The 17,157-nt window shown below is 63.7% G+C and carries 18 protein-coding genes; 8 read left to right on the top strand and 10 right to left on the bottom strand.

Translation table 11 applies throughout. The annotated features are described in order from the left end of the window. The first annotated feature begins 19 nt into the window (after positions 1-19). From AB3X89_RS07080 to AB3X89_RS07070, 3 genes are read left to right on the top strand one after another with little or no spacing between them, the layout of a single operon-like run. The gene (locus AB3X89_RS07080) at positions 20-892 is read left to right on the top strand and encodes an intradiol ring-cleavage dioxygenase (RefSeq protein WP_368582523.1); all 873 of its coding nucleotides are present in this window, start codon (positions 20-22) and stop codon (positions 890-892) included. A gap of 5 nt (positions 893-897) precedes the next feature. Continuing rightward, entirely contained in the window at positions 898-1,209 is a 312-nt protein-coding gene (locus AB3X89_RS07075; RefSeq protein WP_368582522.1) for a YciI family protein, read from the top strand. A 3-nt stretch (positions 1,210-1,212) separates the two neighbouring features. Continuing rightward, a complete protein-coding gene (locus AB3X89_RS07070; RefSeq protein WP_368582521.1) occupies positions 1,213-1,545 on the top strand; it encodes a Rieske (2Fe-2S) protein in 333 nt (110 codons plus the stop codon). Between the two features lie 265 nt (positions 1,546-1,810). Here AB3X89_RS07070 and AB3X89_RS07065 read toward each other — a convergent pair whose 3' ends face one another. The 5 genes from AB3X89_RS07065 to AB3X89_RS07045 all read right to left on the bottom strand — a co-directional run bounded on the left by AB3X89_RS07065 (position 1,811) and on the right by AB3X89_RS07045 (position 6,076). Continuing rightward, positions 1,811-2,578: an ABC transporter ATP-binding protein gene (locus tag AB3X89_RS07065; RefSeq protein WP_176368014.1), complete on the bottom strand. Its 768-nt coding sequence runs from the start codon at positions 2,576-2,578 to the stop codon at positions 1,811-1,813. Positions 2,579-2,610: 32 nt separating this feature from the next. Further along, positions 2,611-3,324, bottom strand: a complete 714-nt coding sequence (locus AB3X89_RS07060; RefSeq protein WP_368582520.1) for an ABC transporter permease — start codon at positions 3,322-3,324, stop codon at positions 2,611-2,613. Continuing rightward, a complete protein-coding gene (locus AB3X89_RS07055) occupies positions 3,321-4,010 on the bottom strand; it encodes an ABC transporter permease (protein ID WP_368582519.1) in 690 nt (229 codons plus the stop codon). The genes AB3X89_RS07060 and AB3X89_RS07055 overlap by 4 nt, the downstream gene beginning before the upstream one ends. Positions 4,011-4,097: 87 nt before the next feature. Beyond that, positions 4,098-4,871, bottom strand: coding sequence for an ABC transporter substrate-binding protein (locus AB3X89_RS07050; RefSeq protein WP_368582518.1), 774 nt, complete (start codon positions 4,869-4,871; stop codon positions 4,098-4,100). 287 nt (positions 4,872-5,158) lie between these two features. Further along, entirely contained in the window at positions 5,159-6,076 is a 918-nt protein-coding gene (locus tag AB3X89_RS07045) for a LysR family transcriptional regulator (protein ID WP_018434770.1), read from the bottom strand. Positions 6,077-6,521: 445 nt separating this feature from the next. Here AB3X89_RS07045 and benA point away from each other — a divergent pair, with 445 nt between their 5' ends. The 5 genes from benA (at position 6,522) to AB3X89_RS07020 (ending at position 11,555) form a co-directional block, all read left to right on the top strand. Further along, positions 6,522-7,889 (top strand): benzoate 1,2-dioxygenase large subunit, encoded by a 1,368-nt coding sequence (gene benA / locus AB3X89_RS07040; protein WP_368582517.1) that lies wholly within the window; start codon positions 6,522-6,524, stop codon positions 7,887-7,889. Further along, positions 7,886-8,377 (top strand): benzoate 1,2-dioxygenase small subunit, encoded by a 492-nt coding sequence (gene benB / locus AB3X89_RS07035; RefSeq protein WP_368582516.1) that lies wholly within the window; start codon positions 7,886-7,888, stop codon positions 8,375-8,377. Before benA ends, benB begins: the two co-directional genes overlap by 4 nt. Before the next feature lie 25 nt (positions 8,378-8,402). After that, positions 8,403-9,425 (top strand): benzoate 1,2-dioxygenase electron transfer component BenC, encoded by a 1,023-nt coding sequence (gene benC, locus AB3X89_RS07030; protein WP_368582515.1) that lies wholly within the window; start codon positions 8,403-8,405, stop codon positions 9,423-9,425. After that, complete coding sequence (locus tag AB3X89_RS07025) at positions 9,422-10,213, top strand: 1,6-dihydroxycyclohexa-2,4-diene-1-carboxylate dehydrogenase (RefSeq protein ID WP_368582514.1); 792 nt, start codon at positions 9,422-9,424, stop codon at positions 10,211-10,213. The genes benC and AB3X89_RS07025 overlap by 4 nt, the downstream gene beginning before the upstream one ends. Positions 10,214-10,337: 124 nt before the next feature. After that, a complete protein-coding gene (locus AB3X89_RS07020; protein ID WP_368582513.1) occupies positions 10,338-11,555 on the top strand; it encodes a benzoate/H(+) symporter BenE family transporter in 1,218 nt (405 codons plus the stop codon). A 12-nt stretch (positions 11,556-11,567) separates the two neighbouring features. On the opposite strand, the gene AB3X89_RS07015 is transcribed toward AB3X89_RS07020, so the two are convergent. From AB3X89_RS07015 to AB3X89_RS06995, 5 genes are read right to left on the bottom strand one after another with little or no spacing between them, the layout of a single operon-like run. Then, entirely contained in the window at positions 11,568-13,085 is a 1,518-nt protein-coding gene (locus tag AB3X89_RS07015; protein ID WP_368582512.1) for an efflux transporter outer membrane subunit, read from the bottom strand. Positions 13,086-13,097: 12 nt separating this feature from the next. Further along, a complete protein-coding gene (locus AB3X89_RS07010; RefSeq protein WP_368582687.1) occupies positions 13,098-14,213 on the bottom strand; it encodes an ABC transporter permease in 1,116 nt (371 codons plus the stop codon). 32 nt (positions 14,214-14,245) lie between these two features. Then, a complete protein-coding gene (locus AB3X89_RS07005; RefSeq protein WP_368582511.1) occupies positions 14,246-15,232 on the bottom strand; it encodes an ABC transporter ATP-binding protein in 987 nt (328 codons plus the stop codon). Next, positions 15,229-16,194 (bottom strand): HlyD family secretion protein, encoded by a 966-nt coding sequence (locus tag AB3X89_RS07000; protein ID WP_368582510.1) that lies wholly within the window; start codon positions 16,192-16,194, stop codon positions 15,229-15,231. Before AB3X89_RS07000 ends, AB3X89_RS07005 begins: the two co-directional genes overlap by 4 nt. Further along, positions 16,191-16,886 carry a TetR/AcrR family transcriptional regulator gene (locus AB3X89_RS06995; protein WP_368582509.1) on the bottom strand — a complete coding sequence of 232 codons (696 nt, stop codon included), beginning with the start codon at positions 16,884-16,886 and terminating at the stop codon, positions 16,191-16,193. Before AB3X89_RS06995 ends, AB3X89_RS07000 begins: the two co-directional genes overlap by 4 nt. Positions 16,887-17,157: the final 271 nt, after the last annotated feature.

The raw sequence follows: 17,157 nt of genomic DNA, 5'->3' as shown, positions 1-17,157 counted from the left end.
ACAATAGATGGAGGAAGACATGTCGACAGACAGCAAAGAGGCCGAGCAGGCCCTGACCGAGCAGGTGGTAGCAAGCTTCGCCGGCACGCCCGACGATCGGCTGCGCACGCTGATGCAAAGCCTCGTGCGGCACATGCATGCGTTCGTGCGCGAAGTCGAGCCGACCGAGGCCGAATGGATGTCGGCCATCCGCTTTCTGACCGACACCGGCAAGATGTGCGACGACCTCGTGCGCCAGGAATTCATTCTGCTGTCGGATACGCTCGGCGTATCGATGCTGGTCGACGCGATCAATCACCGGCTCGCGACGGGCGCCACCGACACCACCGTGTTCGGGCCGTTCTATATTCGCGGCATGCCCGAGCGCGCGTATGGCGAGAACATCGCGTTCACGCCGGGCACGCCCGCGCTCGTGCATGGGCGCGTGCTGTCGACGGACGGCGAACCGCTTGCCAACGCGGTACTGGACGTCTGGCAGACCGCCGAGAACGGCATGTACTCGGGACAGGACACCGCGCAGCCGCACGGCAATCTGCGTGGCCGTTTTCGCACCGACGCCGAAGGCCGCTATGCGATTTCGACGATCGTGCCGGTCAGCTATCCGATTCCGACCGACGGCCCGGTCGGCCGCATGCTCGAAGCGACCGGACGGCATCCGTGGCGGCCCGCGCATCTGCACTTCATGATCGACGCGCCCGGGCATCGTACGCTCGTCACGCATGTGTTCGATCGCGAAGATCCTTATCTGGGTTCGGACGCGGTGTTCGGCGTGAAGCCGTCGCTGATGGTCGACTATCGGGAGTGCCCCGCGGATCACGAACTCGCGCGCCGCTTCGGTTTCGATGGACCGTTCCGCGAAGCGCGCTACGACTTCATTCTCGATCGGAGCTGATGGCAATGGCACGTTTTTTCGCGGTATTCGCGACCGACAAGCCCGGCATGCGCGAAGTGCGCGACCGGGTGCGTCCGGTGCATCGCACGTGGCTGCGCGGCGGTACGCATCGCGGTGTGTTCGTGCGCCTCGGCGGTCCGACGCTCGCGCCGCAATGCGATGCGATGAATGGCACGTTGCTGGTCGTCGAAGCGGAGCGTATCGACGACGTGATGGAGTTTGTCAGCAACGATCCGTACATGCAGGCGGGGCTGTTCGATTGCGTCGAGATTCGCCCGTGGGACTGGAGCCTCGGCAATCCGGAACGGAGAGTCTGAGCGATGAACGAAACGCCGCTATGTCCGCTTGCCGACGTGCCCGATGGCGGCGCGCGGGTCGTCGATGCAACGGCCGCCGGCGTGCCCGTCGTGGTGGTGCGGCGGGGCGAGCAGGTGTGGGCTTACGCGAACCGTTGCCCGCATTTTTCGGTGCCGCTCGATTTCGAACCCGGCGATGTGCTGTGCTATCGCTCGCAGGTGTTGATGTGCGCGCATCACAGCGCGTTGTTTCGCTTCGAAGATGGACGCTGTATCGAGGGGCCGTGTGCGGGGGCGAGCCTCGATGCGGTGAAGATTGCGGTCGATGGGGACGCGTGGGTGGTGTTGAATCCGTAGTCGGCGCTCTGATAGCAGATTCAACCTCTGCGGTAGCGTGATTAGGCCAACGGCTTAGGGAAACGGGAACTGATCCGGTTTCACGCGCAAACGAGCGATGAGATTTTTGCCCCGTAGCGGGGCAAGGTCCTCATCCTTCACCCAGAATACTTCGAATTGCTGCAATTCCGGGCCTACGCGGGGGCCCTCCGGTGAGTGGCGCATTCGTGCGCGGATGATTCGGGGTAAGGCGCGAGGCTGAACCACGCGCCATACCCTGCCATTCCTACTTCAACCGCCCCGCCAGAAACTGCTGCAACCGCTCGCTACGCGGATTCGTCAGCACTTGATGCGGATGCCCTTGCTCCTCGATCTTGCCCTTGTGCAGGAACACGACATGATTCGACACGTTGCGCGCAAAGCCCATTTCGTGCGTGACGACGATCATCGTGCGGCCTTCTTCGGCGAGCGCCTGCATCACGCGCAGCACTTCGCCGACGAGCTCGGGATCGAGCGCCGAAGTCGGTTCGTCGAACAGCATCACTTCCGGCTCCATCGCGAGCGCGCGAGCAATCGCGACGCGCTGCTGCTGACCGCCCGACAGATGCGACGGATATTTCTTCTCCGTGCTGGCCGGCAAACCGACCTTGGTCAGATACTTGCGAGCACGCTCTTCCGCTTCGGCGCGGCTCAATCCCAGCACACTGATCGGCGCCTCGATGATGTTCTCGAGCACCGTCATATGCGCCCACAGATTGAAATGCTGGAACACCATCGCGAGACGCGTGCGCATCGTTTGCAACTGCTTCGGATGGGTCACGCGTAGCGAGCCGTTGCGATCCCTGCTCGTGTTGATTTCCTCGCCGTTAAGCGTGATGCGCCCGGAGCACGGCGATTCGAGAAAGTTGATGCACCGCAGGAAGGTGCTTTTCCCTGAGCCGCTCGACCCGATGAGGCTAATCACGTCGCCCGCCTTCGCCTTCAGCGAGACGCCCTTCAATACCTCGTTGTCGCCGAACTTCTTGTGCAGGTCGTCGACTGTCAGCTTGTACATGCTCGTATGCTCCATCATGGCGCGAATGCGCTTTAATGCCCTTGCGGTTTCAGATAAGCCAGCAAACGGATTTCCATCTTGCGGAAGCCCCAGATCAGCGCGAACACGATCGCCGCATACAGGATCGCCGCGATGCCGTACGCCTGGAACGTCGCGTAGGTCGCGGAGTTGACGTCGCGCGCCACTTTCAGAATGTCGGGGACGGTCGCCGTGAACGCGAGCGTGGTCGCGTGCAGCATCAGGATCACCTCGTTGCTGTACGAGGGCAGGGCCCGGCGCAGCGCAGACGGCAGGATGATGCGCGTATACAGCTTGAACTTCGACATGCCATAAGCCTGAGCCGCTTCGATCTCGCCGTGCGAGGTCTCGCGGATCGCGCCTGCGAAGATCTCGGTGGCGTACGCGCATTCGTTCAGCGCGAACGCGAGCAGCGTGCAGTTCATCGCATTGCGAAAGAAGCTGTCGAGCATCGCGTGCGAATGGACGAAATGCAGACTGTAGAGCCCCGTGTAGATCAGCAGCAATTGAACGTACAACGGCGTGCCGCGAAACACGTAGGTGAACAGCCAGACGGGCCCGGAGATGTAACGGTTGCGCGACGCGCGCGCGATCGCGAGCGGCACGGCCAGCATGAAACCCAGCACGATCGATGCAACCAGCAGCCACAGCGTGATGACGAGGCCGGTGTAATTGAAGCCGTCCGTGAAAATGTAGTTCTGCCAGTATTGACGGATCAGTTCGATCACAGCGCGGCCCTCCGTACGCCGATCGAGTAGCGCTTCTCGAGGCGGATCAATACCAGGTTCGAAATGGTCGTGATGGCGAGGTAGATGGCCCCGGTCGCCAGCGTGAAGAAAAAGAACGACTGCGTGCTCTTGCCGGCGTCCTGCGATGCCTTGACCACGTCCGCGAGACCGATGATCGACACGAGCGCGGTGGCCTTCACGAGCACCTGCCAGTTGTTGCCGATACCGGGCAGCGCGAAGCGCATCATCTGCGGGAACAGGATGCGGGTGAACACGCGCCGCGCGCTCATGCCGTACGCGAAGCCCGCTTCGATCTGCCCGCGCGGCACCGAAAGGAACGCGCCGCGGAAGGTTTCGGTGAAGTACGCGCCGTAAATGAAGCCCAGCGTGATCACACCGGCGAGAAACGGATCGATGTCGATCTGCTCCATGCTGAACATGTCGGTCAGCTCATTGAGCCAGATCTGGATGCTGTAGAACAGCAACAGCATCAGCACGAGGTCGGGCACGGCGCGGATCAGCGTCGTGTACATCGCGCCGATGCGCGAAAGCACGCGGTTGGTCGACAGCTTCGCGGCGGCGCCGAGAAGTCCCAGCGCGAACGACGCCGCCAGCGACAGCACCGCGAGCTTGATGGTTACCCACGTGCCCGCGAGGAGCAGCGGACCGAAGCCTTGAAACAGCATGGGAGTGTCCTTGTTGAAGGAGCGACCCGCGCATGCGCGCGGGGTCTACCGATCGGGTGGAGCGGGCTCGTGGTGTTGCGCGCGGGCTTAGCCGCCGTACACGTCGAAGTCGAAGTACTTCTGCTCGATCTTCTTGTAGGTGCCGTCCTTGATCATGTCGGCGATCGCCTTGTCGACCTTGATCTTCAGATCTTCGTCTTCCTTGCGCATGCCGATGCCCGCGCCGTTGCCGAGGATCTTCGGATCGTCGATGTTCTCCCCGACGAACGCGAAGCCCGCGCCGCGCGGCGTCTTCAGGAAGCCCTGGTCAGCCTGCACCGCGTCTTGCAGTGCCGCGTCCAGACGGCCCGACTGCAGGTCGGTGTAGACCGCGTCCTGGTTCTGGTACGGCACGACCTTCACACCCTTCGCCTCCCAATAGGTCTTCGCATAGGTTTCCTGAATCGTGCCCTGTTCGACGCCAACCGTCTTGCCCTTCAGCGAGTCGGCGGTCGGCACGATACCCGAGCCCTTCTTCGCGACGAGCCGTGTCGGCGTGTTGAACAGCTTCGACGAGAAAGCGATCTGTTCAGCACGTTTCGGCGTCATCGACATCGACGACAGCACGCCGTCGAACTTCTTCGCCTTCAGTGCCGGAATCATGCTGTCGAAGTCCTGCTCGACCCAAACGCACTTCGCATTCAGACGGCGGCAGATTTCGGTGCCGAGGTCGACGTCGAAGCCGACCAGCTTGCCATCGGTCGCTTTCGATTCGAACGGCGCATAGCTCGCATCGACGCCGAAGCGGACCGTGGACCAATCTTTGGCGAAAGCGCCGGTGGCGGCGAGTGCGAGGGCGAGGGATAGGGCAAGTTTCTTCATCAAAGTCTCCGGGAGGGATGCTGCGAGGTGCGATGTTGTATAGACAAATTATCCCGTACGGCCGTTGAGCGGCAATCAGGGTTAGTGCTTACGCGCACCCAGGAGGGAGACGGAGAATAGGCGTATGGGCGTTTGCGGGCGGGATTGTCAGGCTGATTGAAAGGCTGCGGGCGCAGCCCGAGTTTTCGCGTATACCCGCGGTCTATACCGTGGCAAATAGCTTGTCCATACAACTTCGTTGCGGCGATGCCCGCATGGGCATCTAGCCGCGAACCCCGCGAACCGCGCTACTGATGCGAAGGCGGCAGATAGGTCATGTGCTGTTCGTCGTACAGCGCGTAGATCAGTTCGAGCATGCGCTGGATGTCGGCCGATTCGTCGAGCATGCGGATGCTCATGATGATCGGCGACACGAGGTTCTGATCGTCGAGGTCCTTATAGGCGATGTCGCCGCGCTGCAAGCCGTACACGCTCGCCGGCACGATCGAGATGCCTTCGCCGGCGGCGACGAGGCCGAGCGCGATCTGCAACTCGCGCGTCTCGTAGAGCCGCTGCGGTTTCAGGCCGCGATCGTGAAACGCGGCCAGCACCTGGTCCGCGTAACTGGGCCGCGGCGCCTTCGGAAAGATGATCAGCGTTTCGCTGGTCAGGTCGTGCAGCGACAGCACCGGCTTCGCGTCGCTCAGCGGATGGCCGAGGGGCAGCGCGACGATCATCCGTTCTTCGCGCAGCACGACACGCTTGATGCTCGGGTCTTCGTGACGAATGCGGCCGAAGCCGACGTCGATGCGGCCTTCCTTGAGCGCCTTGATCTGATCCATCGTCGACATCTCGTGCAGGCTCAGCTCGACGGTGCTGTTCTCGGTGCGAAAGCGGCGGATGATTTTCGGCAGCATGCCGTACAGCGTCGAACCGACGAAGCCAACGGATAAACTCCGTTCGATCTTGCCGACGCGCCGCGTCATCGCCTCGATTTCCGTCGTTTGCGCGAGCAGCTGCACCGCGTGCGAATAGAAGAAGCGGCCCGCCTCGGTCAGCTTCAGCGGCCGCGAGTTGCGCTCGAACAGCTGCACGCCGAGCGTGTCTTCGAGCTGCTGGATCTGCCGGCTCAACGGCGGCTGCGCAATATGCAGACGTTTGGCGGCCTTGGTGACGTTGCATTCCTCGGCAACGGCTACGAAGTAGCGCAGGTGGCGCAATTCCATAAAAATACCTTTTAAGTATCGTCCCGATACTAAATCAGTGTTGGACGATGCAAATGGCGGACAACTATCCTTCAGTTACCGTAGACGCCCCACAAAATTATACCTCCCGAGCATTGACAACTCGGCCCGGTCTGAAGCGTCGGTCGGCCCCACGGAGACGGCGCAGGCAATTCCTCGCGCATGGGATCCAAGACTTAGAAGAGTTCAGGAGCAGCAATGAAACACGCTGAAATCGAAACCCTGTCGAAAGGGTTGCCCACCGATATCCCGCCTCTCGTGCCGAAGGTCGAGCCCTTGCGCGCCGCGACCTGACGCAACGCCCGGAGGCGCACCGCCTCCACTCCCGACGTGAAAGACCAACCGGCCTGCCGGCCTCCCGGCAGGCAGGCCGCTCCCTACACGCGTGCTTCGCACGCATACCGACAGTCCGTACCAGGAGACACGCATGATTCCGATCTATCCGGATCACACTCCACAACTGAAGAACATCGACGACTTTCTCGTGGAAGACCGCGAGCGCGGCGACTACCGCCTGCATCGCAGCGCGTTTACCGACGAGCGTCTGTTCGAACTCGAAATGCAGCATATTTTCGAGGGCAACTGGATTTATCTCGCGCACGAAAGCCAGATTCCGAACAACAACGATTACTTCACGACCTATATGGGCCGGCAGCCGGTCGTGATCGCGCGCAATCGTCAGGGCGAGCTGAACGCGTTCATCAATTCGTGCACGCACCGCGGCGCGATGCTGTGCCGTCACAAGCGCGGCAACAAGGCGACCTATACGTGCCCATTCCACGGCTGGACCTTCAACAACAGCGGCAAGCTGCTGAAGGTCAAAGACCCGTCGGACGCGGGCTATCCCGACTGCTTCAACAAGGAAGGCTCGCACGACCTGAAGAAGCTCGCGCGCTTCGGCAACTATCGTGGCTTCCTGTTCGGCAGCCTGAGCGATGACGTGCCGCCGCTCGAGACGTTCCTCGGCGAGGCGGCGCTCATCATCGACATGATCGTCGACCAGTCGGAAGACGGTCTCGAAGTGCTGCGCGGCTCATCGACCTACACGTATGAAGGCAACTGGAAGCTGACCGCCGAAAACGGCGCGGACGGCTATCACGTGTCGGCCGTGCACTGGAACTACGCGGCGACGACCAATCATCGCAGGGAAGAAAACGCCCGCGAAGACAAGATCCGCGCGATGGATGCGGGCAGCTGGGGCCGTCAGGGCGGCGGCTTCTACGCGTTCGAGCACGGCCACATGCTGCTGTGGACGCGCTGGGCCAATCCCGAAGACCGTCCGAACTTCAGCCGCCGCGAGGAATTCGCCGCGCGCTGCGGCGCCGAGCGCGCCGACTGGATGATCCAGAACTCGCGCAACCTGTGCCTCTACCCGAACGTGTATCTGATGGACCAGTTCGGCTCGCAGATTCGCGTGCTGCGGCCGCTGTCGGTCAACAAGACCGAGGTGACGATCTACTGCATCGCGCCGAAGGGCGAATCCGACGAAGCGCGTTCGCGCCGCATCCGGCAATACGAGGACTTCTTCAACGTGAGCGGCATGGCCACGCCCGACGACCTCGAGGAATTCCGCGCCTGCCAGTTGGGCTACGCGGCCCGCGCGGTCGAATGGAACGACATGTGCCGCGGTTCGAAGCACTGGATCGACGGCGCCGACGAAGCCGCGCAAAAGATCGGCCTGAACCCCGTGATGAGCGGTGTAAAGACCGAAGACGAAGGCCTCTACACGGTGCAGCACCGCTACTGGATCGACACGATGAAAAAGGCGCTGAACGCGCCGGGGAGCCGCGCATGAGCAACATCGCCATCACCGATATTCAGGCTTTCCTGTTCCGCGAAAGCCGCCTGCTCGACGACGAGCAATGGGACGAGTGGCTCGCTTGCTATCACCCGGACGCGTCGTTCTGGATGCCGTCGTGGGACGACGAGGACAAGCTCGTCACCGATCCGCAGCGCGAGATCTCGCTGATCTATTACCCGAACCGCCAGGGCCTCGAAGATCGCGTGTTCCGCATCAAGACCGAGCGTTCGAGCGCGACGATGCCCGATACGCGCACGAGCCACAACGTCGCGAACGTCGAAGTGGAGAGCGTGGAGAACGGCGTGTACACGGTGCGCTTCAACTGGCACACGCTGAGCCATCGCTACAAGACGAACTACAGCTACTTCGGCATGTCGCGCTACGTGATCGACTTCAACGGCGCCGAGCCGCAAATCCTGAGCAAGTACGTCGTGCTGAAGAACGACTACATCAATCAGGTCATCGACATCTACCACATCTAGCCGGTGCGGTTGCAGGAGACAGGTCATGGAACACACTATTGCACTTCAGTTCGAAGACGGCGTCACGCGCTTCATCAGCTGCCGTGAGAACGAAACACTGTCGGATGCCGCGTATCGGCAGAAGATCAACATTCCGCTCGACTGCCGCGAAGGCGCATGCGGCACCTGCCGCGGACTGTGCGAATCGGGCGCGTACGACATGCCCGAGGAGAGCTACGTCGAAGATGCGTTGACCCCCGAGGAAGCGGGCAAGGGCTATATCCTCGCGTGCCAGACGCGGCCGCGCTCGGATCTGGTGATTCGCGTGCAGGCGTCGTCGGCGGCGTGCAAGACCGGGGTGTCGCGTTTCGAAGGCACGCTCGCGGCGGTCGAACGGCTGTCGGATTCGACGATCCATTTCTCGATCGATATCGAAGGCGCGAGCGCGCCGAGCTTTCTCGCGGGCCAATACGTGAACGTCGAGATTCCGGGCGCGAGCGGCGAGAGCCGGTCGTACTCGTTCAGCTCGGCGCCGGGCGCGGCGCGTGCGGCGTTCGTCGTGCGCAACGTGCCTGACGGCAAGATGAGCGGCTTTCTGAGCCGCGATGCGCAGCCGGGTCAGCGGATCGGCTTCACGGGTCCGTATGGCAGCTTCTATCTGCGCGATCCGCAGCGTCCGGTGCTGTTCCTCGCGGGCGGCACCGGCATTGCGCCGTTCCTGTCGATGCTCGACGTGCTGAAGGCGAGCGGCAACACGCAGCCGGTGCGGCTCGTGTACGGCGTGACCCACGACATCGATCTGGTCGCGCTCGAACAGCTCGAACAAGCGCAGCGCACGCTGCCGAATTTCAGCTACCGCACCTGTGTCGTCGATGCCGCGAGCAGCCACGAGCGCAAAGGCTACGTGACCGCGCACGTCGACAGCGAATGGCTCAATAGCGGCGACGTCGACGTCTACCTGTGCGGCCCGGTCGCGATGGTCGAAGCGGTGCAGGGCTGGCTGCGCGAGAGCAGCGTCGAGCCCGCGAACTTCTACTACGAAAAATTCTCGGCGAGCAACGTAGCATGACTTCGACCTTTATCGATCGCTTCAAGGACAAGGTGCTCGTCGTGACCGGCGCGGGCCAGGGCATCGGCCGCGGCGTCGCGTTGCGCGCGGCGCGCGAGGGCGCGGCGGTGGTGCTGGTGGACCGTTCGCCGATCGTGCACGAGGTGACAGAAGAGATTACGCGTGCCGGCGGCGCTGCGCGCGCGTTCATCGCCGACCTCGAAACCTATGCGGGCGCGGCTGCAATGACGGCCTTCGCGATCGAGGTGTTCGGCCGCATCGACGCGCTCGTCAACAATGTCGGCGGCACGATCTGGGCGAAGCCGTACGAAGAGTACGAAGCCGAGCAGATCGAGGCCGAGGTGCGGCGCTCGCTGTTCCCGACGCTGTGGTGCTGCCACGCGGTGTTGCCCGCGATGCTGGAGCGCGCGAGCGGTGCGATCGTCAACGTGTCGTCGATTGCGACGCGCAGTATTTATCGCGTGCCGTATGCGGCGTCGAAGGGCGGCGTCAATGCGCTCACCGCGAGCCTCGCGTTCGAGCATGCCGAACACGGCATCCGCATCAACGCGGTCGCGACCGGCGGCACCGAAGCGCCGCCGCGCCGCGTGCCGCGCAATACCGCGCCGCAAAGCGAGCAGGAAGCCACGTGGTATCAGGGCATCGTCGATCAGACGATCGCGTCGAGCCTGATGCATCGCTACGGCACGATCGACGAACAGGTCGGCGCGATCCTGTTCCTCGCTTCCGATGAAGCGTCGTATATCACCGGCACCGTGCTGCCGGTCGGCGGCGGCGATCAAGGCTAGCGAGCGGCGGGCCGAACCACGCCGATAGGCCGCGCGGCGATTGTCCTTCATACTATCGGCCCGGAATGACTGCTCCGCCCGGCGCGATGTCACCAACAGCGGGCCGCCACGACCCACATCGACGATGAATCCCACCCCTGGCCAGGCGCCGACCGCGCGCGCCATTGCGGCCGACTGGTCCGTGTCCGCCATCGTGGCCGGCTTTCTGGCCGTGCTGATCTCGTACGCGGGCCCGCTCGTGATCTTCTTCCAGGCGGCGCAAGCGGCCCACATGCCCAACGAGATGGTCGCGTCGTGGGTATGGGGCATCTCGATCGGCGCGGCCGTCTCCGGCATCTTCGCGAGCTGGAAGCTGAAAGTGCCGGTTGTGACCGCGTGGTCCGCGCCCGGCACCGCGCTGCTGGTCGGACTGTTTCCCGCGTTGACGCTGCATCAGGCGGTGGGCGCATACCTGAGCGCAGCTGTGATCATTCTGCTGATCGGCATCTCGGGCTATTTCGATCGCATGGTGCGCAGCATTCCGAAGGGCATCGCCTGCGGGATGATGGCCGGCATTCTGCTGCAGTTCGGCACACATGCGTTCAAGGCTGCGACGTCGATGCCGGCGCTGGCGTTAGGCATGATCGGCGCGTACATCGTGTTCAGGCGCCTGCTGCCGCGCTATTGCATCGTGCTGGTACTGCTGACGGGCACGGTGCTCGCCATCGCGCTCGGCGCCGCGCACCTCGGCGCGCTGCCGCTGCAAGTCACGCGGCCGATCTTCATCCAACCCGAATGGACGCTGAGCTCGACGCTGAGTCTTGCGCTGCCGCTCGTCGTCGTCAGTCTGACCGGGCAGTTTCTGCCGGGCATGGCGATTCTGCGCCTGTCCGGCTATCACACGCCGGCGCGGCCAATCATCACCGCGACTAGCATCGCGTCGATCGGCGTGGCGTTTTTCGGCGGCATCACGATCGTGATCGCCGCGATCACGGCGGCGCTGTGCACCGGCAAGGATGCGCACGACGACCCGGACAAGCGCTATATCGCGGGCATCGCCAACGGCGTGTTTTATCTGATCGGCGGCACCTTCGCCGGTGCGATCGTCGCGCTGTTCACGATGCTGCCGAAGGAGTTCGTCGCGATTCTGGCGGGTCTAGCGTTGATCGGTGCGATCACGTCGAACGTGATGGGCGCGATCCAGGACGAAGACCATCGCGAGGCCTCGGTCATCACGTTTCTCGCGACTGCATCCGGTATGACCTTCCTCGGGCTCGGCTCCGCGTTCTGGGGCATCGTGATCGGCTCGTTCGCCTACCTCGTGCTGAACAAGGTGCGGCGCGAGACGTCGGCAAACCAATGACGAAGCAGTGACTCAAGGCCGCGCCCCGAGCGCCTGAAACAGTGCGGCGGTATCGGCATAACGCTGCGCGGCGGCTTTGGTGCGATCGAGTCCGGTCTGCAATTCCTGGCGCTGCGTATCGAGCAGCGTCAATTGGCTGATGCCGCCCGCCGCATAACGCTGACTCGCGATACCGGCGCTGTGCTGCGCGCTGCGCTGCGCGGCATCGAGCGCCTGCAATGCAATCGCATCCTGATCGAGCGCGCGCAGCGCGTCGGCGACCTGTTGCAGTCCCTGCAGCACGGTTTGCTTGTAGACGGCGAGCGCCGCCTGGTAGGCCGCCTCGGACGAATGCTTGCGCGCCAGCAGTTCACCGCCATGAAACAGCGGCTGTGTGAGACCCGCGCCGAAACTCCACACGTTGAAACCCGTCAGCAGGTCGGACACGTTGACCCGTTCGGTCGCCGCGCTGCCCGATAGCGTGATGCGCGGATACAGGTTCGCGGTCGCGACGCCGATGTTCGCGCTCGCCTGATGCAACAACGCCTCGGACGCGCGAATGTCGGGCCGCTGCTGCGCGAGCGTCGACGGCAAGGTCAGCGGCAGGTCGGCCGGCAGTACGAGCGTATCGAGGTCCAGCGCGGCAAGGTCGTGCGCGGTGGCCGATTCCGCTGGCGCGCGTCCCAGATAGATCGCGAGCTGATGATCGGTCTGTGCGAGCTGCGTGCGCAACGGCGGCAACGTCGCGCGGGTTTGCTGCACGAGCGTGCGCTGGCTCAGCAGATCGACCTCGGAGATGCCGCCCGCGCGATAGCGGCGCTCGGCGATATCGAGTTGCTGCATCTGGTTCGCGAGCAGCGCTTCCGTGAGCGCGATCTGCCGCGCAAGCGATGCGCGCCGGATCGCCGCCGTCACCACATTGCCCGCGACCGTCAAACGCGCGGCTTCGAGTTCGTATTGCTGATAGTCGACTTGCGCGGCCACCGCTTCGAGCGCGCGGCGATTCGCGCCGAACAGATCGAGCGTGTACGACACGGTGACCTGCGCGCTGTATAGCGTGAACGGCGCAAACGCGCGGCCCTGCGTCAGCTGGCCGAAGCCGAGCGCTTCGGGATCGATTTTTTCGCGCGTGGTCGACAGGTTCGCGTCGACCTGCGGCCACAGCGTGCCGCCCGCCTGCGCGCGGTAGTCCTGCTGCGCTTGGTCGAGTTTCGCGCGGGCTTGCGCGAGGGTCGGGCTGTCGTCTAGCGCCTGCTGCACCAGCGCGTTCAGCGCCGGCGAGCCGAACGCGCGCCACCAGCCGTCGCCGGGCACATCGGTCGGCACGAAGTGTTGTGCGGCGCCGCCGGGACCATCGGCGGCGACGGTGCTTGCCGCGAGCGGCGCGGCGGTATAGCTCGACACGCTGGTCACGTCGGGCCGATGGAAATCGGGGCCGACGGTGCACGCGCACAATGCCGCGCTTGCGCCGAAGGCGGCGAGCCGACGCGTAGCGGATAAATAAGCCGCGCGATGAAAAACCACGTCACGAAAGCGAGGAGCGGAACACATTGCGGGCCTTCCTCAATCGAGCGTGCGTCGATAGAACCTCACGGCGACACCCATCACGACGAACAGAAAGATCAGCAGCGGCCACACATGCGGCCACATGTCGGCCCAACCGACGCCTTTTAGCAGAATGCCGCGCACGAGCCGGTTGAAGTAGGTGAGCGGCAACAGATTGCCGATGTACTGCGCCCACTTCGGCATGCCCGCGAACGGAAACATGAACCCCGACAGCAGGATGTTGGGCAGAAAATAGAACATCGTCAGCTGCATGGCCTGCAACTGATTCTGCGCGAGCGACGACAGCGTAATGCCGATCGTCAGATTGGCCGCGACGAACAATAGCGCGGACAGATACAGCGCGATCAGACTGCCTTCGAACGGCACGTTGAACACGAAGCGAGCCGCCGCGACAATGATGCTGACCTGCACCAGACCGATGGCGACGTAGGGCACGATCTTGCCGGTCATCACTTCGAGCGGCAGCACCGGCGTAGCCAGCAGATTTTCCATCGTGCCGCGCTCGCGTTCGCGGGTGATCGCGAGGCCCGTCATCATCACCATCGTCATCGTCAGGATCACGCCCATCAGGCCCGGCACCACGTTGTACTGGGTGATGCTTTCGGGGTTGTAGAGCCGGTGCAATTGCACATCGAACGCGGTGGGGCCGGCCGCGAGCGACGACAGCGGACCCGTGAGGTCCTTCTGCAATACCGACTGCGTGATCGACGGCAACGCGCCGAGCGCGGTGCCCACCGCCATCGGGTCCGTCGCGTCGGCTTCGACGAGCAGCGAGGGCCGCGCGCCCTTGGCCAGCTCGCGCGTGAAACCGACCGGAATATTCAGCACGAACAGCACCTTGCCTTGCGCGAGCGCGCGGCGGCCGGACTCTTCGTCGGGCAGCGTCGAGACGATGTCGAAGTAGTCGGAGTTGCGCATCGCCATCAGGAAGCTGCGTGTGAATTCACTGTGGTCGGCGGCGATGACGGCGGTCGGCAGATGCTTCGGGTCGGTATTGATCGCGAAGCCGAACAGCGCCATCTGCATGATCGGCAGCACGATCATCATCGCAAACGTGATGCGGTCGCGCTTCAGCTGCAAGAACTCCTTGCGCACGATGCTCCACCAGCGCATCAGCGAAAAGCGTGGAAGCCGGCGCGCGGAATTCACGATGCTTTGCCCGCGGAAGGCGTTGCGTAATTGTCGGTCGAGCGGTTCATCATGAAGATGAACACGTCTTCGAGGCCGGTTTCCTGTCGTTCGATTCGCAGCGCGGGGTTCGAGCGTTCCAACTGATCGATGCTCGCGTGGAGTTCGGGCGTGTCGGGCCCGCTCACGTGCAGCGACGAACCGAACGCGACGGTCTGCTCGACGCCGGGCGATCTGCGCAGCCGGTCGCCGAGCTCGACGAGATTCTGGCCGTACACGGCCCACGTCACGAGCCCTTGCGAGTCGATCACCTGTTGCGACGTACCCTGCGCGAGCAGCTTGCCGTACGCGATATAGGCGAGCTTGTGGCAGCGTTCCGCTTCGTCCATATAGTGCGTGCTGACGAGTACCGAGATGCCGCGCGCCGCGAGGCGGTGCAGCTCTTCCCAGAAGTCGCGGCGCGCGCTTGGATCGACACCGGCGGTCGGTTCGTCGAGCAGCAGCAGTTCCGGCTCGTGCAGCATGCACGCGGCCAGCGCGAGACGCTGCTTCCATCCGCCCGACAGTGCGCCGGCCAGCTGCTTCTCGCGGCTTTGCAAACCAAGCTGTTCGAGCGCGCGATCCACCGCCTCGCGGCGGTTCTTCATCTCGTAGATGCGCGCGACGAAGTCGAGGTTTTCGCGGATCGACAGATCTTCCCAATAGGAGAAGCGCTGCGTCATATAGCCGGTGCGGCGCTTGATCTGCGCGCTGTCCTGCACGATGTCGTAGCCGAGACAGGTGCCGCTGCCGGAGTCCGGCGTCAGCAGTCCGCACATCATGCGGATGCAGGTAGTCTTGCCGCTGCCGTTCGGGCCGAGAAAACCGAAAATCTCGCCGCGCTGCACCTGCATCGTCACGTCGTTGACCACGTGCTTGCTGCCGAAATGCTTGTTGAGCCCGTGCACGTCGATAGCGTACGCGGGCTCGCTGGCGTTGGCGGGGGGCGGCGCGGGCGCACTCATTGCAGCGTGACCGTGACGGGCTGGCCGGGCCGCAGCTTCGGCGCATCGGCGGTTTGCGGTCTGGCTTCGACCATGAACACGAGCTTCGCGCGGCTTTCGTTGCTGAAGATCACCGGCGGCGTGTACTCCGCCTGGTCCGAGATGAAGCTGAGCACGGCCGGCACATCGGCGGCGCAACCGTCGCAATGAATCGATACGTGACGGCCCGGCGCGAGCGAACCGACCACTCCCTGCGGCACGAAGAAACGCACCTTGACGTTCTCCGGCGGCAGCATGCGCACGACCGGGCTGCCCGCCGGCACCCATTCGCCGCTGCGATACATCGTGTCGAACACGAGGCCCGCGTGCGGCGCGTGCACGCTTTTCTGATCGAGCTTCCATTGGGCCTGGCCGAGTTGGGCCTGCGCGGCGTCGACTTGCGCCTGTTGCGCGCGAATCTGTTCGATCCGCCCCGGCAGACGTGCGACCGCGAGCTGACTTTGCAACTCGCGCACGTGCGCGGCGCTCGACAGCGCGCTCGCGCGCGAGTCGTCGAGCTGGCTTTGCGCGATGCCGCCGGCGTCGAATTGCTGTCGATCGCGGCGGAACTGGGTCGCGGCGCGCGCCGCATCGGCTTCGGCCTGTACGAGTTGCGCGCGCGTCACGTCGACTTCCGGCGGACGCTTGCCGGTCCCGAGGTCGGCGAGCTGGGCGCGGGCGGAGCGCAGCTGCTCGTTGGCCTGCGCCACCGCGTCGGTTTCGTTCTGCGCTTCGAGCGCGAACAGCGGCGTGTTCTGCGCGACGGTCTGCCCGCGCGAGACCGCGAGTTCGGTCAACTGTCCCGCCTGCGAAGACGCGAGGTACAGGAATTCGCCTTCCACATAGCCTTGCCACGTGTTCGCGGGTTGTTGCGAACAGCTCGCGCACGCGATGCACAGTGCGAGCAACGCGACACGTGTGGATGAGCGGGCGGACGGAATCATGACGGCTTTCCTTTCGCGCGGCGTGCGGTGGACGTCGCCCGGGTCCTGGCCCTGGAGCTCGTCTTGACTGCGGTGGCTGCGCTCATGCCCTGCGTGAGCAGTGCCACGACGTGGCGTTCGAGCGTCGCGCGATCGAACGAGCTGCGCGGATTCAGGCGCTGCCAGATCCTGGCGGTTGCCTGCGGCAGCATCACGAGCGCGAGCACCGAGTTGAACAGCAGCAACGGTTCGAGCTGCGCATTCAACTGGCCCGACGCGCAGCCACGTGCGATGTTCTGACCGAACGCGGCGACCTTTTGCACGGGGATATGCGCAAACGCGCGCTCGCGCAGCAGGCCGCCTTCGTTGATGATTTCGCGCAGCCATAGCGAAGGCAGCCACGGCATGGTCTCGGTGACGTCGAACATGCGTTTGACGATGCCTTGCGTCAGCGCGAGCGGATCGTCGTGTTCGGCATCGACCGGGTCCCAGATCGCGCCGAATGCGGCGACCAGTTTTTCCTCGAACAACGCGTCGAGCAGCTTTTCGCGGGTCTGGAACCAGTAGTGCACCATCGCGGACGTCACGCCGCTCGCCGCCGCGATCTGCGCCACCGTCGTGTTGGCGATGCCGCGCTCGGCGAACAGCGTCACCGCGACATCGAGCAGATGTTCGCGTGCGTCGAAGTCCTGCGGATGAGGACGGCGACCCATTCTGGAGCGGGCGACTTGCGGCATGGGAAACCTGACTAACTGATGAGTTAGTTAGTTTTAACTGCTTGATAGTAGGACAAGTTTTGAGGTGCTGGAGGAGGGAAAACCCTGGCTGGGGGTGGCCGCCGTCGTGTCGTCGATCCGCGTCAAGAGACCGCGCGGCCATGCAACCTGGGTACCGGAATAGACGCTCTTACAAACAACGCGACGAAATTCACAGCACTGAGCCCTTGAGATGTTTTTCCCTTTCGACTTGCCGACGCGGTCGTCG

Origin of the sequence: Paraburkholderia sp. BR14320, assembly GCF_040948665.1 — a bacterium.
GTDB lineage: Bacteria > Pseudomonadota > Gammaproteobacteria > Burkholderiales > Burkholderiaceae > Paraburkholderia > Paraburkholderia youngii.
This window is presented reverse-complemented; position numbering and strand designations above follow the sequence as displayed.